The organism is Polaromonas sp. P5_D5 (genome assembly GCF_054049435.1).
This window is the reverse complement of sequence record NZ_JBFUMJ010000002.1, coordinates 268,662-291,547: the sequence shown is the minus strand read 5'-3', so window position 1 is coordinate 291,547 and position 22,886 is coordinate 268,662. Positions and strand designations below refer to the sequence as shown.

The following is a 22,886-nucleotide window of genomic DNA, read 5'->3' as shown; positions in this document are numbered from 1 at the left end:
ACTAACCATGCTGGACATGTCGCTTCTGGGTGGCGCGCTGTTGGGACGGCTTTCATTTCGCCCCGGCCCACGGCCCCATCAAAACCCCTTGCCTGCGGGCCGGTACAACCTGGGCATTGCCGAAGAGCGCGACGCCGTACTGATCGTGCCCGACGGCCTGAGGCCCGATGCGCCTGCGCCTCTGCTGGTGATGTTCCACGGCGCAGGCGGCAGCGCCGACAAGGTGCGGCCCTTCCTCATCGAGCATGTACAGCAGCGGGGGTTCTTGCTGTTGCTGCCGCAGTCGCAGTTTCCGACCTGGGACATCGTCATAGGCGGCAACGGCCCTGACCTGGAACGGTTGGACAAGGCCCTGGCGGAAGTCGCTTCAAGGTTTGCGATAGACCCGACCCATCTGGCTTTCGCCGGATTTTCCGACGGCGGAAGTTACGCACTCTCGTCAGGCGTCACCAATGGCGACATCGCCAGCCATGTGATTGTTTTCTCAGGCGGTTTCATGTCGGTTTTCACACAAGAAGGCACGCCCCGCATCTTCATCGCGCATGGTCTGCAAGACGCGCAATTGCCGATAGAGACCAGCGCACACCCCCACGCGGAAAAGCTCAAAGCTGCGGGTTATGACGTCACCACGGTGGACTTCAATGGCCCGCACCGGATTGAGCCTCCTGTGGTGGCGCTGGCGATGGAGTTTTTTTTGGGGCCGCTGACGCCCAAATGAAAAGCCGTCGGCATACCCTGTGCCGCGAATGTGCGCCAGGCCATGAAAAAGGCCGCTTGCTGAAATTCAGCAAGCGGCCTTGGTCGTTATGGGCTGGGGACTACCGCAAGATGTCTTGGAGCCCTCGCTCCATCTACATTTCTATTCGATCAACCATCGTCAGTTCCCCCTTTTGTTCCCCCGCTATTTAGAACGAGTATTTTCCGAACCATAGGTTTAGACAAGTGCGAAACCGTTACGACGATTTCTAGCGGCGCACTCCCCGGAAGGCAAAACAGCTTGTCCATATTCGTCCATATTGAGGAGGCGATAGCCGCTGAATCCCTCCACAAGGCCCCATCCCGGTGTGAGGGGACTTGTAATACAGCGGCAACCGGGTCATCCCGGTTTTTCTTGTTGAACTACCAGCAACCCCTTACTCGGGGAAACGATGAAGTTCATACATCAACTGCATCGGCAAAGCTACTTGAGGCTGACAAGAAAAGCCCAAAGAAAATTGCCATTACAAATGAAAATTTCATGTAACTCTCCTAGTTGGCGCGCTCGAAAAGTAGCAACAGGTGCTTAAGCGCGGTAAGCACCTAGTGTTTGAATTCAACTACCACGAAAGCGGCCAGTTGGAGCGAGGGGCTAGCAACAGGAAATTCAGCCAACAGAATAGACAGGAAGCCCCAGCAGGCGATTCTAGGCAGCGAGCTTGACGATCACATCCTCTGAATAGATTAAACAGAGAGTTGTATTCATCCACACTAGCGTAACCCGGCCTGGCTGCACCCTTTGGTGCCAGTCGCTGCGCTTTATGTCAAGTCGGCTGCGGGCGCCACACCTACGCGGTAAAGAACCGGGCTACGACTCTCGCTCTTCAACCCAGTGGGAGCCGGCGCCATGGGCTGACCATCCAGGTGAGTGGCAACGATGAAGCGGTATTTGCCGGCCTCGGCGGCGGTGACCTGGGCGGCATAACCGTCTACCGCGCGCAGGAAAAGCGTCGTCCTGTCAGTCAACTTCACGCCGGCGGCCTTCATCACATCGGCCAGCAAGGGGCCCTTGAGGGTGTGCGGCTTGCTGTCGTATTCCAGCGTCGGCTTGATGGTGACGGCCGGCAGCGCGGTGAGTGCGGCAAAGTCAAAGGCGTGCGCCTTGTCGAATTTGATCTTCTGCTTGGCCATCATCTGGTCAAGCGCGGTATCGAGGGCGCCGCGGTTGCCCGCACCTATTAGCCCACTGACGGTCAACAATGTCGGACCTCGGAGCGCCTTGGGCGCCAGCTGTGCCTGCGCCAGCTCAGGCAAAGCGACGGCTCCCCATGCCGCCACACCCATAAATTTGCGTTTATCCATTGATTGCACTCCTCTTTTTGCAAGTTTCACGGGGCCAATTCAGCGATGGGCCTATGTTCAATAAGTCACGCAATCTTAATAATTGGTAACAAATTGCCAATTAATCTGATGAATTTCAATACAAGGTACGTAAATAAGCGCACATTGTAAAAACCCGTAACAACCAGGAGTTCGTCATGCACAGAAACTCAGAATGGTCGCCAGTAGAGCAGCCCCGTATGGAGCGCATCTACGAATGGTACAGGTTGTGGTCGCGATGGGTAAACCCGGGGAAACGCCGCATTCCCAAACACTGGCCCCTGCATGCGCGAGTGTTGATGAATAGCGAAGAACTGCGAACCTGGCACTGGATGAACAGCACTTTTGACGATCACCATGTCCTGGTCAAGACGCCGGTAACTCGTTTCACCAGGCCCAATGCCAGTGAAAACAGCCTGTACTGGTATGAATTGCTTCAGAACACCACCTGCACATTTTCAGTTTGCGCGAGCGACGGCCACGTAGTCGGCTGCGTGGACGTACCCAAGTCCTTCGGACTCCCCCAAAAAGCCAGAAGCCTGAAAAGGAATTTGCTGGCGCAGTGCGGCATTTCCTACGCGGTGCTCAACCCGTCCATGCTGCCGGACCCCGACGTACTTCGCAATGAATTTTTCGGCGAAGAGGCCACAAAAGCCCGGCATCTCAAGCGTGAAGAAGCGATCCTCGAAGTCGCCCGCATCAGCCTGAAAAAAACGCTGGCGCAACAGCGCCGCATCCGCACACTCAGGGACCAGGATCACACCAGCAGCATGCCCAATCACTGGCATGACTCGTTTCTCATACAGTCCAACACCCGCCCAGCCGAACTGCGATAGGCAGAGCCAGTGGATGTGCCGGGCATCCTGCATTGGCAAAGGAATGCCAGGCTCTGCTGCTTCACCCCCCCGACGGCATTTGGCGCAGGGCGGTACTCAGGCCGCGATGCGGGTCAGGTCTTGCACCGTCAACCAGCGCCATTCACCGCTTTCAGGTCGATCGGCAGATCCAGCGAACCGATACGCGAGCGGTGCAAGCCGCCGATCTCTTCCACCCGGTTGCCCACGGCGGCGACCATGCGCTTGACCTGGTGGTATTTGCCTTCCGTCAAGGTCAGGCTTAACTGGTTGTCGCCGGTTTTCTCGCAGGCCGCAGCTCGAACGGGTTTGGGGTCGTCATCCAGCACAACGCCGGCCAGCAGTTTGGCCACCTGCTTGTCGTCCACCGGGGGCGCGCGGCCAGGGTAAGGACATGGAAGCCAACGGCGTGCGGCAGCTGGTGGCCATTTGACTTTCTCATTCGAGGGCCGAGACCGGGTCCGACATAGCCGCCGGAGGGCTACGTGGTGCAGTACCCAGCGTGAAGTAAAACGTGGTGCCTTCTCCCGGCGTGGAGTCTGCCCAGACCTTACCGCCGTGCCGCGTGACAATCTTGTGCACAATCGCCAGACCGATCCCGGTGCCCGGGAAATCCGACGGAAGATGCTGGTGGTGGAAGGCGCTGAACAGCTTGCCGGCATGAGCCATCTCGAACCCGACGCCATTGTCCTTGACATGGAAGATCAGTGTGCCATCAGGATAGCGTGCACAACCGACGGAAATCTCCGCGCGGGCTTGTCCGCTCGTGAACTTCCAGGCGTTTTCGACCAGATGACCGATGGCGAGCGTCAGCATAGCCGGATCCGCTATGGCCTGAAGGCCGGCTTGAACATGGATGTTGGCGAGGCGGTCGGGATCACGCTGCTGGCAGGCCACAAGCGCGGCGTTGGCGATCGCGCTGATGTCCACCGCGCCACTCGCCAGGTGGGGATATGAGAGACGAGCCAGGGACGCCATGGCGTCCGACAATTCGTTGATCTTCTGCACGCCCGCCTGGATGCGTTCCAGGCAGTGGTCCTGCAACTCGCTTGCGCCGGGCTGCAACGTGCTGCGCAACTGACCGCAGAACCCGCTGATGGTGATCAGCGGCTGGCGCATGTCGTGCGCCAGCGAATACGAGAACGCCTGCAGTTCCTGGTTGACGATTTCCAGCTCCGCCGTGCGGACCCGCACACGCTCTTCCAGCCCGTCATTGAGATGCTGGATCTCCTGCTGATGCGTCTGAACTTCGTTGGAGGTGTTGTCCAGGGCGCGCATCAAATCGCCGATTCCACCGCGCGGGTAGGGCGGTCCGATGCGCGCGCCCAAGTCACCGTTCCGGAACCGGGCCGTGCCCTTCATGATCCGGCCCAGCGGGCGGCGGACCCCCAGCTCTACAAGCGACCAGGTCAGCAGCAGCGCCAGCAGCGCTGCACCCACTACGCCCGCAAGCACAATCCGCGCGCGGTGCTCGGCGTCGGCTGCCAGGTCCTGGGTCGGCACGCCCAGCGCGATCAGGATCCCTGCGTCCCATGGCGGCGGCAGCGTACCCAGGGCCCAGACCCGCCGCACCCCCGCCGGGCCAGCGAACTCGGCTATATCGCCGTTATGACCCTTGAGGGCGAACCGGCCGAGGACGGTATCGGCCAAAGATCTTCCTGGTACGGGGCGGTTGGTGCGCGGCACGCCGACGCGCGAGCTGCGGGAGGTCATCACGACACCGGCGCGGTCAAACAGGGTAATGGCGGTGTCGGGGTAGGGCTGTGCCGCCACGACCTCACGCGAGAACTGATCCAGGTCGATGGACGCGAGCAGCACGAACCGAACCTTGCCTTGAGGGTCGCGCGAGGACTGCGCCACCACCACCACGCCGATGCCGGTTAGGCGGCCAAGGACAGGCTCCAGCGCCGTTTCGGTGGATGCCATGGCCTGTTGGAAATAGGCGCGGTCGGCCAGGTTGAGCTTGCGGCCGGTGCGCAGCGAGTCGCAGTGCATGTCGCCATTGGGCTTGACCGTAAGGATGCTGGTGTACTGCGGATACTGCTTCAGCACTTCGGCAAGGTAGGCCGAACAGGCGTCGCGATCCTCCACATCAAGCGCGCGCGACTGGGCAAGCCCGAACAGCAATTGATGGGTTCCCTGAATTTTGGCTCGCAGGTCATTGCTCGCGCTGCGCGCAAGCGCGGCGAGGTTGGACCTGGCCTGGGCGATGTCATGGTCGCGCTGCTTGAACAGGAAACCCATTGCGACTGTGGCCGGAAGCAGCGTGGCGAGCGCCACCAGCAGCAGAATGATCCGCGCGCGGAACCCCAGCTTAATGGCGGGTGAGGTCATGGCTGTGGCAGGGTGCCGGGTTTGCGCAAGCGCAGGCGTTCTGCTGCATTCATGTCATGTCGTGGTGTAGATCATCAACCAGTATGCGCTCATTGTGGCAGTGCTGGTTGCCTGCTTTCCCATGCCATTGTTGGTATTAGTTCCGCGAAAGTAGAATCGCTGCGGTCGCTGAAGCGGTTGTCGCAAGAACCTCACGACTCCCTAGATATCCCCGACTTAGCGAGCGGCTAAGCCGCCAGCAGGGGAACGATTTTGACCCCCTCTCGCAGCTTGTCTAGGTAATCAGCCCAAGCCTGCATCATGTTCCGTCGTTGGTTCAGGTACTGAGTGCGGTTGTAGGCCCGACCGTTTGCATCTTTCACGGCATGCGCGAGTTGGGCTTCAATGATCAGCGGGTCGATCTCGAGGCGCTCAGCCAACATGGTGCGCGCCGTTGCTCGAAAGCCGTGCCAAGTGTGAATGTCTGATGAATAGCCCATGGTGATCAGCGCAGTGCGCACGCTGTTTTCAGAAATAGGCCGCTCGTGGCTTCGCTCACCTGGGAACACCATCACGCCGTGCCCGGTGTATCCATGAAGGCCTTTCAGAATCTCTACGGCCTGGCGTGACAGCGGCACCAAGTGCGGGTCGCCAAACTCCTTGCCGTCTTTTCCGCGCTTCATTCGCTCCGCCGGAATGGTCCAAAGAGCCTCTTCCAGATCAATTTCAGACCAGGTCGCTGCGCGCAGCTCACCTGGGCGCTGGAATAGCAGCGGAGCTAGCTGCAGGGCTGCACGCACAATCGGTCCACCTTTGTAAAGTTTGATGGCACGCAGCAGGTCGCCAAACTGGACTGGGTCTGTGATGGCAGCAAAGTGAGTTCCGCGGTAAGGGGTTAGAGCTCCTTTTAGGTCGCCCGTTATGTCTCGGTCCACCCGGCCGGTTGCGACGGCGTACCGCCAGACCTGCCGGCAGAGCATCAAGCCCCGGTCGGCAGTCTCAATGGCGCCGCGCTCCTCGGTCTTGCGCAGCGTCGCGAGAAGTTCGGTCGGGCCGATGTCCCTCATCCGTCGTTCCCCCACCCAGGGAAACAAATCGCGCTCGAGCTGGCGTAGAGACCTGGTCGCGTGCCCTTCGCTCCACAACGGCTTCTGCTTGTTGAACCATTCCAGGGCCACGACCTTAAAGGACTCGCCGCTCGGATTGCCTGCCGTCAACTTAGCGACCTTTCGGGCCTGGACAGGATCGACCCCGATTGCCTTCTGCGCCTTCGCTGCGTCGCGAGCGTTTCGTGCGGCTTTAAGGGACACGTCCGGATAGCTGCCAAAGGCCATCCGCCCCTCTTTTCCGTCGCGCCGGTACTTCCAAAACCAGCGGCGGGACCCGTTCGGCGCAACCTCGAGGTACAGGCCCCCCGAATCAGTAAAGCGGACACGCGCGCGCTCCGGGGGACACTGCGCGTTACGGCATTGAATTTCAGTCAACATGGGGGAACAGAATCCTTGAACACCCGAAAATCGGGTTTTGTTCCCCGCATTGTTCCCCCTTTTGAATCGGGATGTCAATAAATCGTATTGGACGAGTACAGACAAAAAAAGACCGGCTTTAGAGGAGAAAACCGGTCTTTTTGGACTTCTCTGGACTACGCCAGATTGATATATGGTGGAGCTGGGGGGATTTGAACCCCCGTCCGCAAGCCTTGTTCGGGCAGATCTACATGTTTAGCGGTCTGATTTGAGTCTCGCCACCTGTGTCGCGCAGTCGCACGCTACACAGGACGCCAGCACCCTATTTTCTTGCCCCGGGTTAAGGTACCCAGCCCGGAGCCAGCCGATGAAATTATCTTTACAGCCGGGAGCGTTTAACTTGCGCTAAACACCCCTTGCCCAGCCCATCGGCCTGCTGTTGTAAAGCTCACTGGCAATTAAGCAGCGAGTGCGAAACGTTCGTCGTTTGCAGTTAGTTTGTTTGAATCTGTTTTACGAGCACACTCAGCTCGACATGCACCACACCGCGTCCGAACCCACGTCGAAACCAATGCAGCCCCAGGAGGCCTAGTTTACGCCATTCGCAGCAAATTCAAGAGGGCGCCGGGCGCGGCGATGGTGGCATCGGCTTTCCAGCCGTCGGTGTCAGCCGTTTTGCCGAGGTAACCGTAGGCGGCGGCCACGGTAGGCATGCCCGCCGCGCGGCCTGCGACGATGTCGCGCTCATCATCGCCGACGTAAATACAGCGTTCAGGCGCGACATCAAGCTGGCGGGCAGCCTCCAGCAACGGCGCCGGGTGCGGCTTGGCATGCGGGGTGGTGTCGCCGCTGACGATGGTCTGGGCGGTGCTAAAGAGTGGCATGGCTTTGGTCAGCGGCACGGTAAACCGGGCTGATTTGTTGGTGACCACTCCCCATTTCAGGCCAGCCTGCCTGATTTGCGCAATGAGTTCGGCCACCCCGTCAAACACCGAGGTGTTTTCGGTCATGCGTGACTCGTAGTTGCGGAAAAACTCTTCCCTGAGGTCGGCGAAACGGGCATCGTCGGGTGTGAGGCCGAAAGCGATGGCGATCATGCCGCGTGCACCGGCGCCGGCCATGGGGCGGTAAAGCGCCAGGGGGAGCGACTCAAGCCCCCGGTCTGTGCGCATTTTGTCGGCGGCGGCGCCCAAGTCGGGGGCGCTGTCGATCAAAGTGCCGTCCAGATCGAACAGGACGGCGGCTATGTTGTTGAACATGTCTGGGACACTAACTAATGAGAGGACAAAGACGGGATCAGGGCAGGATTCGGGGTCTGAGCGCGAAACCCAGCCCGAATTTCAGTTTTTCTGCGTGGCCAGCATGTAATTAACGCTGGTGTCCGCACTCAGCCAGTAGTGACGCGTCAGGGGGTTGTACTCCATGCCCCGGGTTTGCTCTAACGAAAGGCCCGAAGCACGGCAATAGCCAGCGAGTTCGCTGGGTTTGATGAGTTTGGCGTACTCATGGGTACCTCGGGGCAGCATGTTCAGCACATATTCAGCACCCACAATGGCGAACAGAAAGGCTTTGGCGTTGCGGTTGATGGTGGAGAAAAACACATATCCGCCGGGTTTAACCAGTGCTGCGCAGGCCTTGACGATGGAGGACGGGTCAGGCACGTGCTCCAGCATTTCCATGCAGGTCACCACATCAAAACTGCCAGGTTTCTCAGCCGCAAGAGCTTCTGCGCTGATTTCGCGGTATTGAACCCCCTCGGTTTGAGCCTCAAGAGCGTGAAGCTGGGCGACTTTGAGGGCTTTGGTGGCCAGATCAATGCCCAGGACATCGGCGCCTTTGCGCGCCATGGCGTCGGCCAGAATGCCGCCACCGCATCCAACATCCAATACGCGCAGTCCTTTGAGGGGAACCAGGTCTTCTATCCACCCCAGGCGGAGCGGATTGATCTGGTGCAGGGGGCGAAATTCACTCTCGGTGTCCCACCAGCGGTGGGCCAGATCTGAGAATTTCGCCAGTTCGGCAGGGTCGAAGTTATCGCTGATAGACATGAGGCATTATCGTTGAGGCATAAAAAAACCGCGCCGTAGCGCGGTTTTTTAAGCGATCCCAGAGGATTACTTGTTGGCGCGGGTGCCAACCACTTCGATTTCCACGCGGCGATTCTTCGCGCGGCCTTCGGCGGTCTTGTTGTCAGCAACTGGCTGTTTCTCGCCCTTGCCTTCAGTGTAGACGCGGTTTTTCTCGATGCCCTTGGACACCAGATATGCCTTGACGGCTTCCGAACGGCGGACCGACAGCTTCTGGTTGTAAGCATCGCTACCAACGGAGTCGGTGTGACCCACGGCAATGATGACTTCCAGGTTGATGTCCTTGATCTTGCCGACCAGGTCATCCAGCTTAGCTTTGCCTTCTGGCTTGATCACTGACTTGTTGAAGTCAAAGAATGCGTCAGCAGCGTAGGTAACTTTCGTTGCGGCAGGAGGAGCAACCGGAGCAGCTGGCTTTGCAGCGGCAGCAGGAGCACCAGCGGCTGCAGGAGCAGCAGGAGCCATCGCAGGGGCAATTGCGCCATCGCAACCAGGCGCTGCAGTAGCAGGCGTCCAGTTGGCGTCACGCCAGCACAGTTCGTTGGTACCGTTTTTCCAGACCAGTTCGTTGGAACCGTTTTTCCAGTTGTCGATAGTTTGTGCACCAGCGGCGGTAACAAGCGCTGCGGAAGCAAACAACATTGCCACTTTGTTGAGTTTCTTCATGGTTCTCCTCTAGAGAAAAGCCGCAGACTGGCTGCGATTAGTAATTTACACGCCGTGAGTGACCATCACTCAAAGCGTTACATCGATTGTGCCACACCTGCCTGAACCTTCAAGCACGCTATCGGCTTCGTCTGACACAGACTTAAGATTCTTCAGCATTTGTTGCTGTCCCGCCACAGGCCATCGCTTTAAACTCCGGCCTTAAAATCAGCGGTTTCCTTCAAGAATCTCGAAATCCCAACCAGGCCGCTCATGACCCAGTTCGCTAAAGAAACCCTGCCCATCAGTCTTGAAGAGGAAATGCGGCGAAGCTACCTCGACTACGCGATGAGCGTGATCGTTGGGCGGGCCCTGCCTGATGCAAGGGATGGCCTCAAGCCGGTACACCGGCGCGTGCTTTTTGCCATGCACGAGCTGAACAACGACTGGAACCGCCCTTACAAGAAGTCAGCGCGTATCGTCGGCGATGTGATCGGTAAGTACCATCCGCACGGCGACCAGTCAGTCTACGACACCATTGTGCGGATGGCCCAGGACTTTTCCTTGCGCCACCTGCTGGTTGACGGCCAGGGGAATTTCGGCTCTGTCGACGGTGACAACGCTGCGGCCATGCGCTACACCGAAATCCGTCTGTCGAAAATTGCCCATGAGCTGCTGGCCGACCTTGACAAGGAAACCGTCGATTTCGGCCCCAACTACGACGGCAGCGAGCAGGAACCGCTGGTCATGCCGACCCGCTTGCCGAACCTGCTGGTCAACGGGTCAGGCGGCATTGCTGTGGGTATGGCGACCAACATTCCTCCCCACAACCTCAATGAGGTTGTCGATGCCTGCCTTCACATGCTGAAGAACCCGGGGGCCTCCATTGACGAATTGATGGAGATCGTGCCCGCCCCAGACTTCCCCACGGGCGGCATTATTTACGGCATCAACGGCGTCAAGGACGGTTACCGCACCGGCCGCGGCAAGGTGGTCATGCGCGCCAAGTGCCACTTCGAGGACATCGACAAGGGCCAACGCCAGTCCATCATCGTCGACGAACTCCCCTACCAGGTCAACAAAAAGACGCTGCAGGAGCGCATGGCCGAGCTGGTGCACGAGAAGAAAATCGAAGGCATTAGCCATATCCAGGACGAGAGCGACAAGTCGGGCATGCGCCTGGTGATTGAACTCAAGCGCGGCGAAGTGCCCGAAGTGGTGCTGAACAATCTGTACAAGCAGACCCAGCTGCAGGACACCTTCGGCATCAATATGGTGGCGCTGGTCAATGGCCAGCCCAAGCTTTGCAACCTGAAGGACCTGATCCAGGTCTTCCTGTCGCACCGCCGTGAAGTCGTGACGCGCCGAACCGTGTTCACGCTGCGCAAGGCACGCGAACGCGGACACGTACTGGAAGGCCTGGCAGTGGCCCTGGCCAATATTGACGATTTCATCGCCATCATCCGCAACGCCCCCACGCCTCCCGTCGCCAAGGCTGAGCTGATGCTGCGCCCCTGGGACAGCAGCCTGGTGCGCGAAATGCTTACCCGCACGCGTGCCGATGGCGGCGTGGTCAACGCCGATGACTACCGCCCCGACGGCCTTGAGAAGATGTTTGGCATGGGCAACGACGGGCTGTATCGCCTCTCGGAAACGCAGGCACAGGAAATCCTGCAGATGCGCCTGCAACGCCTGACCGGCCTGGAGCAAGACAAGATCGTGGCCGAGTACAAGGAAGTCATGGCCGAGATCGACGACTTGCTCGACATCCTGGCCAAGCCTGAGCGAGTGTCCATCATCATTGGCGAAGAACTGACAGCCATCAAGCTGGAATTCGGCCAGACAAAGCTCGGCGCTCGCCGCAGCCAGATCGAGCACAGTTCGTTTGATCTCAGTACTGAAGACCTGATCACCCCCACAGATATGGTGGTGACACTTTCCCACACCGGCTATATCAAGAGTCAGCCGCTGTCGGAATACCGGGCGCAAAAGCGCGGCGGCCGCGGCAAGCTGGCCACCGCCACCAAGGAAGACGACTGGGTCGACCAGCTCTTCATCGCCAACACGCACGATTACATCCTGTGCTTTTCCAATCGCGGCCGGCTCTACTGGCTCAAAGTCTGGGAAGTACCCGCCGGTTCGCGCGGCTCGCGCGGGCGTCCCATCGTCAACATGTTCCCCCTGCAGGAAGGTGAAAAAATCACCGTCGTCCTGCCTCTCACGGGCGAAAAGCGCAGCTTCCCGGCTGATCAGTACGTCTTCATGGCCACCTCCATGGGCACCGTGAAGAAAACCGCCCTCGACGAGTTCAACAACCCGCGCAAAGCCGGCATCATCGCCGTGGACCTCGATGCGGGCGATTACCTCATAGGCGCGTCACTGACAGATGGCAAGCACGACGTGATGCTGTTCAGCGACGGCGGCAAGGCCGTGCGCTTCGACGAAAACGATGTGCGGCCCATGGGCCGCAATGCGCGCGGCGTGCGCGGCATGATGCTGGAAGACGGCCAGGGCGTGATCGCCATGCTGGTGGCCGAAGACGAGCAGCAAAGTGTGCTGACAGCCACCCAGAACGGATATGGCAAGCGCACGTCCATTACCGAATACACGCGTCATGGCCGCGGCACCAAGGGCATGATCGCCATCCAGCAGAGTGAGCGCAACGGCAAGGTCGTTGCGGCCACGCTGGTTCACGTGGACGATGAAATCATGCTGATCACCGACAAGGGCGTGCTGGTCCGTACGCGCGTCAGCGAAATCCGGGAAATGGGAAGGGCTACACAGGGCGTTACGCTCATCGGCCTTGATGAAGGTTCACAATTAAGCGGCCTTCAGCGCATCGTCGAAAACGATGCCACGCTGGATGACCCCGATACTGAAACCGGTACCGGCACAGACACCCCCAACATCGAAAGTACCTGATGAAAAACTTCCTTACCGCTATCACGATCGCTGCCATGGCCTGCGGCGCCACGGCTGTTCACGCGCAAGCAGCAGATCCGAAAACAGAGCTGGCCAAAAAAGTGGTCGCGCTGCAGCAAGGGCCGGAGCTTGACCGGCTGGTGAACCAGCTTGCGGGCACCACGGCGCAGGAACTCATTGTTAAATGGGCTCCAAAAATGGAGGCAAATGTTCCCAAAGCCAAGCAGCCAAAAGCGTCTGAAGAACTTAACGCCGAACTCAAGAAATATGCCGATGATGCGAGCCAGCTGATCAGCAAGCAGGTTAGCAAAGTCAGCGCCGAATCGCTGGTACCTGCGTATGCAGAACGGTTCACACAGGAAGAACTCCAGCAGCTTGCTGCTTTTTTTGAATCACCTGCCGTCAAGAAATACCAGGCTACGGCGCCCGAGCTGGGCAATGTCTTTGTACAAAAGCTGGTAGAAGCCTCGCGTGCCGACGTCCTCGCACGTGCCAAGCAGTTCGACGACGTGGCGCTGAAGATCATTGGCACCGGCCCCGCGCCGGGAGCAGGCAAGCCGCCCGCCAAGAAATGACCCGTCCTTTCAATTTTTCCGCTGGCCCGGCGAACCTGCCCGAAGAGGTCTTGCGGCAGGCGGCGGGCGAAATGCTGGACTGGCACGGCAGCGGCATGAGCGTGATGGAGATGAGTCACCGTGGAAAGGAGTTCATTTCCATTTATGAAAACGCGGAGGCCGATTTCCGCGAGCTGATGGCCATTCCGGCCCACTTCAAGATCCTGTTCATGCAGGGCGGCGGACTTGCCGAAAATGCCATTGTTCCCCTCAATGTCTCGCAGGGTCGTTCGGCCGATTTCGTGGTAACAGGCAGCTGGAGTGAAAAATCGCAAAAAGAGGCACGCAAGTATTGCGATGTCCAGGTCGCTGCGAGCAATGCAGACAACGGGCACACGCTGCTACCACCTCCGTCCGGCTGGAAGCTGCGGCCGGACGCAAGCTACGTCCACCTGTGCACCAATGAAACCATCCACGGTGTGGAGTTTCAAAGCCTTCCAGACCTTAAGGCCTTGGGAAGCGATGCGCCACTGGTCATCGATTTTTCCTCTCATGTAGCATCGCGGCCGGTTGACTGGTCTCTCGTTGGCCTGGCATTTGGTGGTGCACAAAAAAACCTGGGGCCTGCAGGTGTCACGCTGGTGGTCATCCGGGAAGACCTGCTTGGCCGTGCGCTGGCGATTTGCCCCAGCGCCTTTGACTACAAGACCGTAGCGGACAACCAGTCCATGTACAACACGCCCCCCACGTACGCAATCTACATTGCAGGCCTTACCTTCGCGTGGCTCAAGCGCCAGCAAGAAGGCGGCGCTACCGGCATTGCCGCAATGGAAGCGCGCAACAAAACCAAGGCGCAGTTTCTGTATGACGCCATTGACGGCTCGCAGTTTTATCTCAACAAGGTCGACAAAAACTGCCGGTCCCGGATGAACGTTCCATTTTTCTTGCGGGACGAGTCACGGAACGACGCGTTTCTCTCAGGTGCCAAGGCACGGGGCTTGCTTCAGCTCAAGGGTCACAAGTCAGTGGGAGGGCTGCGCGCCAGCATTTACAACGCCATGCCACTGGCCGGTGTCCAGGCACTGGTGGAGTACATGCGAGAATTCGAACAAAAACACGCCTAGGATGAAATGTTTTTTCGCCCTCATTATGGTTCGCCTTTCCGGCAGGTCTGCAGCGCCCGCCGCATGGCCGGGTGGTCTCTGACATGACCACCCATCTTGCAGATTTACGCGTACAGATTGATGCACTGGACCGAGAACTGCTCGCCCTGCTGAATCGCCGCGCCCAAGTCGCGGAGCAGGTCGGCGAAGTCAAGAAGCGCGAGGGTACGCCCTTCTTCCGCCCGGACCGCGTCGCCCAGGTTATTGAGCAGATCCAGCAAGCCAATCAAGGGCCGCTCAAAAACGAACATGTTGCTGCCGTATGGCGTGAAATCATGTCGGCTTGCCTGGCACTGGAATCTCCGGTGCGTGTGGCATACCTCGGTCCCGCCGGCACTTTCAGCGAGCAGGCAGCGCTGCAGTTTTTTGGCGCCAGCATCGAGCATGTTCCCTGTGTCAGCATCGACGAGGTTTTTCGTGCAACGGCTGCCGGCAGCGCCAGCTACGGGGTTGTGCCGGTCGAAAACTCGACCGAGGGCGTCGTGTCCCGATCTCTCGACCTGTTCCTGAACTCTCCCCTGCACATCGTTGGCGAGATCAGCCTGATGGTGCGCCACAACCTCCTGCGGCTTTCCGAGTCCCTGGAAGGTATCGAAGCCGTGTATGCACACCCCCAGGCCCTGGCCCAATGCCAGGGCTGGTTGACCACGCACCTGCCCAATGTGGAGCGCCGGGCAGCCTCCAGCAATGCGGAAGGTGCACGCCTTGCCTCCACCAACCCTGCATGGGCCGGCATTGCCAGTGATCGGGCCGCCACCCAGTTTGGCCTGTATACGGCCGCCCACGCCATTCAGGACGACGCGTTTAACCGCACGCGCTTTGCCGTAGTGTGCCTGCCGCAAACACTACCCTCCCCGCCCCTCTCCGGCAAAGACTGTGTCAGCCTGGTGGTCTCCGTACCCAACCGCCCCGGCGCCGTCCATGACATCCTGATGCCGTTGAAAGCTCACGGCGTCTCCATGACCCGCTTTGAATCGCGCCCGGCACGCTCCGGCCAGTGGGAATATTATTTTTATATCGATTTGCAAGGCCATCCGTCGCAGGACCACGTCAAGGCGGCACTGGCTGACCTGCAACAAATGTGCGCCTTTTACAAGGTTCTCGGAACCTATCCTGTCAGCGATTAATGCACGAACTCACAAAACTCCTGGTACCACGACATGTTTGAACAATTAGGTCTCATTGGATGCGGCCTGATGGGCGGTTCTTTTGCGCTGGCTCTCAAGCGCGCCGGTCTGGTCAAACGCGTGGTGGGCTACAGCAAGTCGCCTTCGACGACCGAGCGCGCACGCCAGATGGGTGTCATTGACGTAGAGGCTCCTTCCGCCCTGCTGGCGGTCTCCGGAGCTGACATTGTCCTGCTGGCGGTGCCGGTTTCTGCAACCGAAGCCACCTTCAAGGCGATCCGGCATCTTGTTGGCCCAAACACCCTGATCATGGATGTCGGCTCCACCAAGCGCGACGTGGTCGATGCCGCACGGCGGGTCCTGCAGGGTAACGTCGGCTCTTTCGTTCCCTGCCATCCCATTACCGGCAAAGAGGTGTCGGGTGTCGAACACGCCGATGTCGACCTCTACAACGGAAAGCAGGTCATCCTGACCCCCATAGAGCGGACTTTCACGGTCCAGCTGCAAAAAGCCACCGACGTATGGACCGCCATGGGCTGCCATGTCCTCAAGATGTCGCCGCAGGCACATGACGCTGCGTACGCCGCAGTCAGCCATCTGCCCCACCTGATCGCCTTTGCACTGATCAACGGCATTACCGGACAGGAGCACGGGAAGGACTACATGTCCCTGGCCGGGCCCGGCTTTCGCGACTTCACACGCATCGCTGCCAGCGATCCGAAAATGTGGCGCGACATCCTGATTGCCAACCGCGAAGAGTTGCTGGCGCAGTCCAAGATCTTTCAGCAGACCCTGCAGTCCCTCGAAGTACTCATTTCGAGCAGCAACGGCGACGGCCTGGAAGCGCTCATTGAGCAAGCCAGCGAGACGCGCGCCAACTGGCGCATCTCTTCTCAAAAATCGCATAAATAAACCTGCGATTCATGTTCGACATCGAGTTCCTGGACATTCCGCCCCTCAGTGGAGCGGGAGGCACTGTCCGCCTGCCCGGATCCAAAAGCATTTCCAATCGCGTCTTGTTGCTGGCCGCCCTGAGTCACGGGGAAACCACAGTTCACGATCTCCTGGCGTCTGACGACACCGCCGTGATGCTGACGGCGCTCAGGCTGCTTGGCTGCGAAGTAAAACAAGAGGGCAGCACCGCGATGATCACCGGCCTTGGCGGCCGCAACGTTCACACACCGGTCAAGCTGTTTCTGGGCAATGCCGGTACTGCCATGCGTCCATTGACGGCCGCTCTGGCCTTGCTGGGCGGAGAATTTGAGCTGTCGGGCGTGGCCCGTATGCACGAAAGGCCTATCGGCGACCTGGTTGATGCCCTCCGGCAGCTGGGCTGCTCCATCGACTACCTGGGAAATGAAGGTTTTCCGCCCCTGCGCCTGCGTTCCGGCCAATTGAACCTGAAAGAGCCCATCCGGGTGCGCGGAGATGTTTCCAGTCAGTTCCTGACCGCCCTGCTGATGGCTCTGCCCATTGTGGCTGTCGACGACATCTGCATTGAGGTCGTGGGGGAGCTGATTTCACGGCCTTACATTGAAATCACGCTCAAGCTGCTCGAACGTTTCGGCATTGACGTGCAGCGTAAAGGCTGGGAGCAGTTCATCATCCCCGCCGGCAGCCGCTACCAGTCGCCCGGAGAAATCCATGTTGAAGGCGACGCTTCCTCTGCTAGCTATTTCATAGCGCTTGGCGCAATAGCATCGGGCTCTGCAGGCCAAAATGGCATAGAAGTTTTGGGGGTCGGGGCCGACTCCATCCAGGGCGACATTCGTTTCGTGGAGGCCGCACGAATGATGGGCGCGCAAATCGACAGCACGCCCAATTCATTGCGCATCTCGCGCGGTGCTTGGCCGCTCAAGGCGATTGATCTGGACTGCAACCATATTCCCGATGCCGCGATGACGCTGGCCGTGATGGCGCTGTATGCCGAGGGATGCACCACCTTGCGCAACATCGCCAGCTGGCGCGTCAAGGAAACCGACCGCATCGCCGCGATGGCCTGCGAGTTGCAAAAGCTCGGCGCCACGGTGGAGGAAGGGGCGGACTATCTCAAAATTACGCCGCCCCGGCCCGGCGAATGGAAAACCGCGCCCATTCACACCTATGACGATCACCGCGTAGCCATGTGTTTTTCGCTGGCCGCTTTCAATCCGGCCCGGTTGCCCATCCGGATTCTTGACCCCAAATGTGTCGGCAAAACATTTCCGGACTACTTCGAGGCCCTGTTCACGGTGGCCAGAGCAGATGTCAACCATATTCCGGTGATTTGCGTCGATGGCCCCACTGCCTCGGGCAAGGGTACCCTGGCAGCTTTGACGGCCCAACGGCTCGGCTACCACTATCTTGACTCCGGCGCCCTGTATCGCTTGAGCGCATTTGCCGCCTTGCGTGCCGACGTTTCGCTCGACGACGGGGCGGCTGTTGCGCAAATCGCCCGCACCATGCCGGTTCGCTTTCAGGGCGACCGGATTTTCCTCGGGGCGGAAGATGTGTCAGAAGCCATCCGCTCCGAAGCTGCCGGAATGGCCGCTTCCCGGGTCTCGGCCCATCCCCAGGTTCGCGCTGCGCTGCTGACCCTGCAACACAGTTTCCGGCAGTTGCCCGGGCTGGTAGCAGACGGGCGGGACATGGGAACCGTCATTTTTCCCGATGCGCCGCTCAAAATCTACCTGACGGCCAGCGCCCGGCACCGCGCTGAACGACGGCATAAGCAGTTGATTTCAAAGGGAAATTCAGCTATAATCAGCGAGATTCAGCAAGATTTAGAGGCACGTGACGCCCGCGATTCATCGCGAAAAGCCGCCCCTTTGAAGCCTGCTGATGACGCCCGTCCCCTGGACAATTCCTATCTGTCGATTGAAAAATCGGTTGATCAGGTGATTGACTGGTGGCAAGGCACCCGGCCCTTCTGACCCCCGACGCGCACCCTGCGCTTGGTCAGCAGGTTCATTAACGTAACCCGCAGCCTTATTCAACGTCTGGCCGCAAGCAACCGCCGCAAGCAGCTATAAAAACAATAGCAATTCCGCTATTGGAACCCTGTTGTGTGGATGAGGAAAATCATGTCTGAATCTTTTGCCGATCTATTTAACGAATCGCTCCAGCGCTCTGAAATGCGCACCGGTGAAGTCATCACCGCTGAAGTCGTTCGCATCGACCACAACCACGTCGTCGTCAACGCCGGACTGAAGTCCGAGGCCTATGTGCCGCTCGAAGAATTCAAAAACGACCAGGGCGAACTCGAAGTCCAGGTCGGCGACTTTGTCTCCGTGGCCATCGACTCCGTCGAAAACGGCTATGGCGACACCCTGCTGTCCCGCGACAAGGCCAAGCGCCTGGCCTCGTGGATGAGCTTGGAAAAAGCCCTGGAGTCCGGCGAATTCGTCACCGGCCAGACCAGCGGCAAGGTCAAGGGCGGTCTCACCGTCCTCGTCAACGGCATCCGCGCCTTCCTGCCCGGCTCGCTCATCGACACCCGCCCCATCAAGGACTTGTCTCCGTACGAGAACAAGACCATGGAATTCAAGGTCATCAAGCTGGACCGCAAGCGCAACAACGTCGTGTTGTCACGCCGTGCCGTGGTCGAAGCCAGCATGGGCGAAGAACGCGCCAAGCTGATGGAAACCCTGAAGGAAGGCTCCTCCGTCAAGGGCGTCGTCAAGAACATCACCGAATACGGCGCGTTCGTTGACCTGGGCGGCATTGACGGCCTGCTGCACATCACCGACATGGCATGGCGCCGCGTGCGTCACCCAAGCGAAGTGGTGACGGCTGGCCAGGAAATCGTGGCCAAGATCCTGAAGTTCGACACCGAAAAGAACCGTGTCTCGCTGGGTCTGAAACAGATGGGCGACGACCCATGGATGGGCGTGAACCGCCGCTATCCACAAGGCACGCGCCTGTTCGGCAAGATCACCAACATCGCCGACTACGGTGCATTTGTTGAACTCGAGCCAGGTATCGAAGGCCTGGTCCACGTGTCCGAAATGGACTGGACCAACAAGAATGTGGCACCGAGCAAGCTCGTGGCGCTGGGCGACGAAGTCGAAGTCATGGTCCTCGAGATCGACGAAGACAAGCGCCGGATCAGCCTGGGCATGAAGCAGTGCAAGGCCAACCCATGGCAAGAGTTCGCACAGGAAACCAAGCGCGGCGACCGCGTCAAGGGCCCCATCAAGTCGATCACCGACTTCGGCGTCTTTGTGGGCCTGGCTGCCGGCATCGACGGCCTCGTGCACCTGTCCGACCTCTCGTGGAACGAACCCGGCGAAGCCGCCGTTCGCAACTACAAAAAGGGCCAGGAAGTCGAAGCGATCGTTCTGGCAGTCGACGTCGACCGCGAGCGCATCTCCCTGGGTATCAAGCAGCTGGATTCCGATCCGTTCACCACGTTCGTGTCGATCAACGACAAGGGCGCGATTGTGACCGGCAAGGTCAAGACTGTTGATGCCAAGGGCGCTGAAATCGATCTCGGCGAAGACATCATCGGCTACCTCCGCGCCAGCGAAATCAGCCGTGACCGCGTCGAAGATGCGCGCAACGTGCTGAAAGAAGGCGACGAAGTGTCCGCAGTCGTGGTGAATGTGGATCGCAAGACCCGCAACATCCAGCTGTCGGTCAAAGCCAAGGACAACGCTGACCAGCAGGAAGCCATGGCAACCCTGAGCCAGCAGTCTTCGCGTGAAAGCGCTGGCCTGACCAACCTTGGCGCCCTGTTGCGCGCCAAGCTGGACAACAACGAAAAGTAAGGCGACCGTGCAGCGGTGTGATGCGCCCCTGGCGGATTGCATCGCTGTACAGCTACTTTATCCATGACCCGAAGCGATCTTGTCGAAGAACTGGCAGCCCGATTCAGCCAGCTGACGCACCGCGACGCCGAATATGCCGTCAAGACGATTCTTGATGCCATGAGCGACGCCCTGGTGCGCGGCCACCGCATTGAAATCAGGGGATTTGGCAGTTTTTCCATCAACCGCCGCCCGCCTCGCATGGGCCGCAATCCGCGTTCCGGTGAAAGCGTGGCCATCCCTGAAAAACGGGTGCCCCATTTCAAGCCGGGTAAGGCGTTGCGGGAAGCAGTGGATGCCCGTACCCAGGAGCTCCTGGCGGTCACGGATCCGAAGTAAGGTCTTGCTGTTTTCCCCCGGTGGTCTGGCTACAATCGCGAGACCACCACGGGGGACGACCAAGTGAAATACCTCATGTGGCTGCTCAAGGCAGCCATTTTTTTTACGCTGTTTGCTTTTGCACTGAATAACCAGCAAACGGTTTCGGTGAATTTTTTCTTTGGCACGATGTGGCGAGCACCTCTGGTGCTGGTTGTCCTGAGTGTCTTCGCCTGCGGGCTGGCGCTCGGTATTCTTGTCATGATGCCGCGCTGGTGGAAAAAGCGCAGATCGGCGAAATATGCCTCCTCCACCATGGGCCCCCATACCGTGACCGAAGACCCCTCCACCCTCCACCATGGAATTTGATTTCACCTGGGTCCTGCTCGGGTTTCCGATCGCCTTTACCTTGGGCTGGCTGGCTTCGCGACTGGATTTGCGGCAACTGCGCATCGAAAACCGCCAGGCGCCCAAAGCCTACTTCAAGGGCCTGAATTTTCTGCTCAATGAGCAGCAGGATCAGGCCATTGACGCCTTTATCGAAGCCGTACAGAACGACCCCGACACGTCCGAGCTTCACTTCGCCCTGGGTAACCTGTTCCGCCGCCGCGGCGAATACGAGCGCGCCGTGCGGGTGCACGAACACCTGATGTCGCGCGGCGACCTGACGCAACCGGAGCGCGACCGCGCCCAGCATGCACTGGCCCTGGATTTCCTCAAAGCCGGCCTGCTCGACCGTGCCGAAATCGCGCTGCGCAAACTGGAGGGAACGCCGTTCGAGGAAGAGGCCCGGCTTGCGTTGCTGTCCATTTATGAACGCTCGCGGGATTGGCCTAACGCAACCGAAATCGCCGCCAGGCTGGGTACCTCCAGCCATGGCAGCTTCAGTGCCCGGCAGGCGCATTACCTTTGCGAGCAGGCCATTGCGTCCGCAGCGGCAGGCGACACAAGCCAGGCCCTGGAGACATTGCAGCAGGCTGTCGCCATGGCCCCGGTGTCGGCCCGCCCACTGATTGACCTGGCCAAACTGCAGCACCAGCTCGGCAAGTCCCAGGATGCCTTGCGCACATTGCAGAAGCTGGAAGACCTGGCACCGCAAGGCCTGCCACTTGCCGCCGGCCTGCTTGCCAATATCGCCCACGCAAGCGGCCAGGAAGCCGCCGCACTGGAGTTGCTGAAGACCAGTTACGCCAACACGCCGTCCATTGACGTGGTTGAAGCCATCGTCAAACTGGAAAAAGACCCTGCGTCGGCACGCCAGTGGTATGCCAGGCATATGGAACGCCAGGCGTCCCTGGTGGCCGCCGGCAAGTGGATAGAAGGGGAACAACTCCAGGATGCGCATCATCACGCACTGGTGCAGCGCTCGCTGGGTCAGGCAACCAAGCCGTTGATGCGCTATCGTTGTGCCGCGTGCGGCTTTGAAGCCACGCAGCACTTCTGGCACTGCCCTGGCTGCCAGGCCTGGGACAGCTACCCGACCCGCCGAATAGAAGAATTATGAACACCCCCGTGGAGGCTTCGCCTCCTCCCCCCTTGCAGGGGGCAACAGCTGTGGCCCGGCGAAGCCGGTTCCACGCTGTTCTGGTTTGAATACAGACAGACATGACCACTACTCTCACACTATCCGCTGAACGAATCGCCAAAGCCCGTGTCCTCGTGGTGGGCGATGCCATGCTCGACCGGTACTGGTACGGCGCGGTAGACCGCATCTCGCCTGAGGCCCCGGTGCCCGTGGTACGTGTCACGCGCACCGAGGAACGCATAGGCGCCGCGGCCAACGTGGCCTACAACATCGTCACGCTGGGCGCGCAAGCCTCGCTGCTGACCGTGGTGGGCGATGATGAGGCCAGCCACCAATTGGAGGCGCTGGTCGAAAAAACCGGCATCGCCCCTTACTTCGGCCGCGATGCACGGCTCAAAACAACGGTCAAGCTGCGCGTCATTGGCCGCCAGCAGCAGCTGATCCGGCTCGACTTCGAGAACACGCCGGAAAACGAGGTGCTCGCCTCCCAGTCCGCCACCTTTGAAAAACTGCACCCGCAGCACGACGCCGTGCTTTTTTCCGACTACGGCAAGGGTGGCCTCGCGCATATCGTGCTGATGATCGCCCAGGCGCGCGCTGCCGGCAAGGTGGTGCTGGTCGACCCCAAGGGGGCGGACTACGCACGCTACAAAAACGCCAGCATCATTACGCCGAATCGCGCCGAGCTCGAGCACGTGATCGGCACCTGGAGCGACGAAGCCGAGCTGCGCACCAAAGCCCACAACCTGCGCACCGCACTCAATCTTGATGCCCTGCTGCTGACACGTAGCGAAGAAGGCATGACCCTGTTTGACGCCCAGGGTGAGCTGAATGTACCGGCCGTGGCACGTGAGGTGTTCGACGTCACCGGCGCCGGCGATACGGTGATCGCCACACTGGCTGCCATGGCGGCCACGGGCATGAGCCTTCGTGATGCGGTGCCCATCGCCAACCGTGCCGGCGGCATTGTGGTCGGCAAGTTCGGTACCGCAACGGTCAGTTACGACGAACTGTTTGCCGCGCATTAAATTGCGCCTCAGGTTAAAGGA

Annotated in this window: 19 protein-coding genes, 1 other RNA gene and 1 pseudogene; 13 read left to right on the top strand and 8 right to left on the bottom strand. The window is 59.5% G+C overall.

The features are described 5' to 3' along the window. Positions 1-7: 7 nt before the first annotated feature. Positions 8-718, top strand: a complete 711-nt coding sequence (locus tag ACXJKE_RS08050) for an alpha/beta hydrolase (protein ID WP_457280068.1) — start codon at positions 8-10, stop codon at positions 716-718. A gap of 797 nt (positions 719-1,515) precedes the next feature. Here ACXJKE_RS08050 and ACXJKE_RS08045 read toward each other — a convergent pair. Continuing rightward, a complete protein-coding gene (locus ACXJKE_RS08045; RefSeq protein ID WP_457280067.1) occupies positions 1,516-2,058 on the bottom strand; it encodes a molybdopterin-dependent oxidoreductase in 543 nt (180 codons plus the stop codon). Between the two features lie 176 nt (positions 2,059-2,234). Between ACXJKE_RS08045 and ACXJKE_RS08040 the strand changes: the two genes are divergently transcribed. After that, positions 2,235-2,912, top strand: a complete 678-nt coding sequence (locus ACXJKE_RS08040; protein ID WP_457280066.1) for a hypothetical protein — start codon at positions 2,235-2,237, stop codon at positions 2,910-2,912. Between the two features lie 96 nt (positions 2,913-3,008). Here ACXJKE_RS08040 and ACXJKE_RS08035 read toward each other — a convergent pair. The 7 genes and pseudogenes from ACXJKE_RS08035 to ompA all read right to left on the bottom strand — a co-directional run. After that, a pseudogene (locus tag ACXJKE_RS08035) lies at positions 3,009-3,301 on the bottom strand (16S rRNA pseudouridine(516) synthase); the annotation flags it as partial. 67 nt (positions 3,302-3,368) lie between these two features. Beyond that, positions 3,369-5,264 carry a sensor histidine kinase gene (locus ACXJKE_RS08030; protein ID WP_457280065.1) on the bottom strand — a complete coding sequence of 632 codons (1,896 nt, stop codon included), beginning with the start codon at positions 5,262-5,264 and terminating at the stop codon, positions 3,369-3,371. 227 nt (positions 5,265-5,491) lie between these two features. Then, the gene (locus ACXJKE_RS08025; protein ID WP_457280064.1) at positions 5,492-6,730 is read right to left on the bottom strand and encodes a tyrosine-type recombinase/integrase; all 1,239 of its coding nucleotides are present in this window, start codon (positions 6,728-6,730) and stop codon (positions 5,492-5,494) included. Positions 6,731-6,903: 173 nt separating this feature from the next. After that, positions 6,904-7,290: a transfer-messenger RNA gene (gene ssrA / locus ACXJKE_RS08020) on the bottom strand. Between the two features lie 12 nt (positions 7,291-7,302). Then, positions 7,303-7,968 carry a phosphoglycolate phosphatase gene (gph, locus tag ACXJKE_RS08015; RefSeq protein WP_457280063.1) on the bottom strand — a complete coding sequence of 222 codons (666 nt, stop codon included), beginning with the start codon at positions 7,966-7,968 and terminating at the stop codon, positions 7,303-7,305. Between the two features lie 81 nt (positions 7,969-8,049). Continuing rightward, the gene (gene ubiG / locus ACXJKE_RS08010; protein ID WP_457280062.1) at positions 8,050-8,757 is read right to left on the bottom strand and encodes a bifunctional 2-polyprenyl-6-hydroxyphenol methylase/3-demethylubiquinol 3-O-methyltransferase UbiG; all 708 of its coding nucleotides are present in this window, start codon (positions 8,755-8,757) and stop codon (positions 8,050-8,052) included. Between the two features lie 66 nt (positions 8,758-8,823). Next, complete coding sequence (gene ompA, locus ACXJKE_RS08005; RefSeq protein ID WP_457280061.1) at positions 8,824-9,462, bottom strand: outer membrane protein OmpA; 639 nt, start codon at positions 9,460-9,462, stop codon at positions 8,824-8,826. Positions 9,463-9,714: 252 nt separating this feature from the next. Between ompA and gyrA the strand changes: the two genes are divergently transcribed. From gyrA to rfaE1, 11 genes are all read left to right on the top strand, one after another. After that, entirely contained in the window at positions 9,715-12,363 is a 2,649-nt protein-coding gene (gene gyrA, locus ACXJKE_RS08000; protein ID WP_457280060.1) for a DNA gyrase subunit A, read from the top strand. Beyond that, a complete protein-coding gene (locus tag ACXJKE_RS07995; protein ID WP_457280059.1) occupies positions 12,363-12,938 on the top strand; it encodes a DUF2059 domain-containing protein in 576 nt (191 codons plus the stop codon). Before gyrA ends, ACXJKE_RS07995 begins: the two co-directional genes overlap by 1 nt. Continuing rightward, positions 12,935-14,041 (top strand): 3-phosphoserine/phosphohydroxythreonine transaminase, encoded by a 1,107-nt coding sequence (gene serC / locus ACXJKE_RS07990; RefSeq protein WP_457280058.1) that lies wholly within the window; start codon positions 12,935-12,937, stop codon positions 14,039-14,041. The genes ACXJKE_RS07995 and serC overlap by 4 nt, the downstream gene beginning before the upstream one ends. A gap of 83 nt (positions 14,042-14,124) precedes the next feature. Continuing rightward, on the top strand, positions 14,125-15,207 hold the full coding sequence (gene pheA, locus ACXJKE_RS07985; protein ID WP_457280057.1) for a prephenate dehydratase: 1,083 nt from the start codon (positions 14,125-14,127) through the stop codon (positions 15,205-15,207). A gap of 33 nt (positions 15,208-15,240) precedes the next feature. After that, positions 15,241-16,119, top strand: coding sequence for a prephenate dehydrogenase (locus tag ACXJKE_RS07980; protein ID WP_457280056.1), 879 nt, complete (start codon positions 15,241-15,243; stop codon positions 16,117-16,119). Positions 16,120-16,130: 11 nt separating this feature from the next. Next, the gene (locus ACXJKE_RS07975) at positions 16,131-18,119 is read left to right on the top strand and encodes a bifunctional 3-phosphoshikimate 1-carboxyvinyltransferase/cytidylate kinase (protein ID WP_457280055.1); all 1,989 of its coding nucleotides are present in this window, start codon (positions 16,131-16,133) and stop codon (positions 18,117-18,119) included. A 150-nt stretch (positions 18,120-18,269) separates the two neighbouring features. After that, the gene (gene rpsA, locus ACXJKE_RS07970; protein WP_457280054.1) at positions 18,270-19,955 is read left to right on the top strand and encodes a 30S ribosomal protein S1; all 1,686 of its coding nucleotides are present in this window, start codon (positions 18,270-18,272) and stop codon (positions 19,953-19,955) included. Between the two features lie 63 nt (positions 19,956-20,018). Next, positions 20,019-20,333 (top strand): integration host factor subunit beta, encoded by a 315-nt coding sequence (locus ACXJKE_RS07965; protein ID WP_348043247.1) that lies wholly within the window; start codon positions 20,019-20,021, stop codon positions 20,331-20,333. Positions 20,334-20,396: 63 nt separating this feature from the next. Further along, positions 20,397-20,681, top strand: coding sequence for a LapA family protein (locus ACXJKE_RS07960; protein WP_457280053.1), 285 nt, complete (start codon positions 20,397-20,399; stop codon positions 20,679-20,681). Continuing rightward, positions 20,671-21,816 carry a lipopolysaccharide assembly protein LapB gene (lapB, locus tag ACXJKE_RS07955; protein WP_457280052.1) on the top strand — a complete coding sequence of 382 codons (1,146 nt, stop codon included), beginning with the start codon at positions 20,671-20,673 and terminating at the stop codon, positions 21,814-21,816. Before ACXJKE_RS07960 ends, lapB begins: the two co-directional genes overlap by 11 nt. Positions 21,817-21,917: 101 nt before the next feature. After that, positions 21,918-22,865 (top strand): D-glycero-beta-D-manno-heptose-7-phosphate kinase, encoded by a 948-nt coding sequence (rfaE1, locus tag ACXJKE_RS07950; protein ID WP_457280051.1) that lies wholly within the window; start codon positions 21,918-21,920, stop codon positions 22,863-22,865. The last annotated feature ends 21 nt before the right edge of the window (positions 22,866-22,886 follow it).

Excerpts from the sequence above, each read along its gene's own strand:
- ACXJKE_RS08050 (WP_457280068.1), top strand. The coding sequence starts at position 8 with ATGCTGGACATGTCGCTTCTGGGTGGCGCGCTGTTGGGACGGCTTTCA.
- ACXJKE_RS08045 (WP_457280067.1), bottom strand. The coding sequence starts at position 2,058 with ATGGATAAACGCAAATTTATGGGTGTGGCGGCATGGGGAGCCGTCGCT.
- ACXJKE_RS08040 (WP_457280066.1), top strand. The coding sequence starts at position 2,235 with ATGCACAGAAACTCAGAATGGTCGCCAGTAGAGCAGCCCCGTATGGAG.
- ACXJKE_RS08030 (WP_457280065.1), bottom strand. The coding sequence starts at position 5,264 with ATGACCTCACCCGCCATTAAGCTGGGGTTCCGCGCGCGGATCATTCTG.
- ACXJKE_RS08025 (WP_457280064.1), bottom strand. The coding sequence starts at position 6,730 with ATGTTGACTGAAATTCAATGCCGTAACGCGCAGTGTCCCCCGGAGCGC.
- gph (WP_457280063.1), bottom strand. The coding sequence starts at position 7,968 with ATGTTCAACAACATAGCCGCCGTCCTGTTCGATCTGGACGGCACTTTG.
- ubiG (WP_457280062.1), bottom strand. The coding sequence starts at position 8,757 with ATGTCTATCAGCGATAACTTCGACCCTGCCGAACTGGCGAAATTCTCA.
- ompA (WP_457280061.1), bottom strand. The coding sequence starts at position 9,462 with ATGAAGAAACTCAACAAAGTGGCAATGTTGTTTGCTTCCGCAGCGCTT.
- gyrA (WP_457280060.1), top strand. The coding sequence starts at position 9,715 with ATGACCCAGTTCGCTAAAGAAACCCTGCCCATCAGTCTTGAAGAGGAA.
- ACXJKE_RS07995 (WP_457280059.1), top strand. The coding sequence starts at position 12,363 with ATGAAAAACTTCCTTACCGCTATCACGATCGCTGCCATGGCCTGCGGC.
- serC (WP_457280058.1), top strand. The coding sequence starts at position 12,935 with ATGACCCGTCCTTTCAATTTTTCCGCTGGCCCGGCGAACCTGCCCGAA.
- pheA (WP_457280057.1), top strand. The coding sequence starts at position 14,125 with ATGACCACCCATCTTGCAGATTTACGCGTACAGATTGATGCACTGGAC.
- ACXJKE_RS07980 (WP_457280056.1), top strand. The coding sequence starts at position 15,241 with ATGTTTGAACAATTAGGTCTCATTGGATGCGGCCTGATGGGCGGTTCT.
- ACXJKE_RS07975 (WP_457280055.1), top strand. The coding sequence starts at position 16,131 with ATGTTCGACATCGAGTTCCTGGACATTCCGCCCCTCAGTGGAGCGGGA.
- rpsA (WP_457280054.1), top strand. The coding sequence starts at position 18,270 with ATGTCTGAATCTTTTGCCGATCTATTTAACGAATCGCTCCAGCGCTCT.
- ACXJKE_RS07965 (WP_348043247.1), top strand. The coding sequence starts at position 20,019 with ATGACCCGAAGCGATCTTGTCGAAGAACTGGCAGCCCGATTCAGCCAG.
- lapB (WP_457280052.1), top strand. The coding sequence starts at position 20,671 with ATGGAATTTGATTTCACCTGGGTCCTGCTCGGGTTTCCGATCGCCTTT.
- rfaE1 (WP_457280051.1), top strand. The coding sequence starts at position 21,918 with ATGACCACTACTCTCACACTATCCGCTGAACGAATCGCCAAAGCCCGT.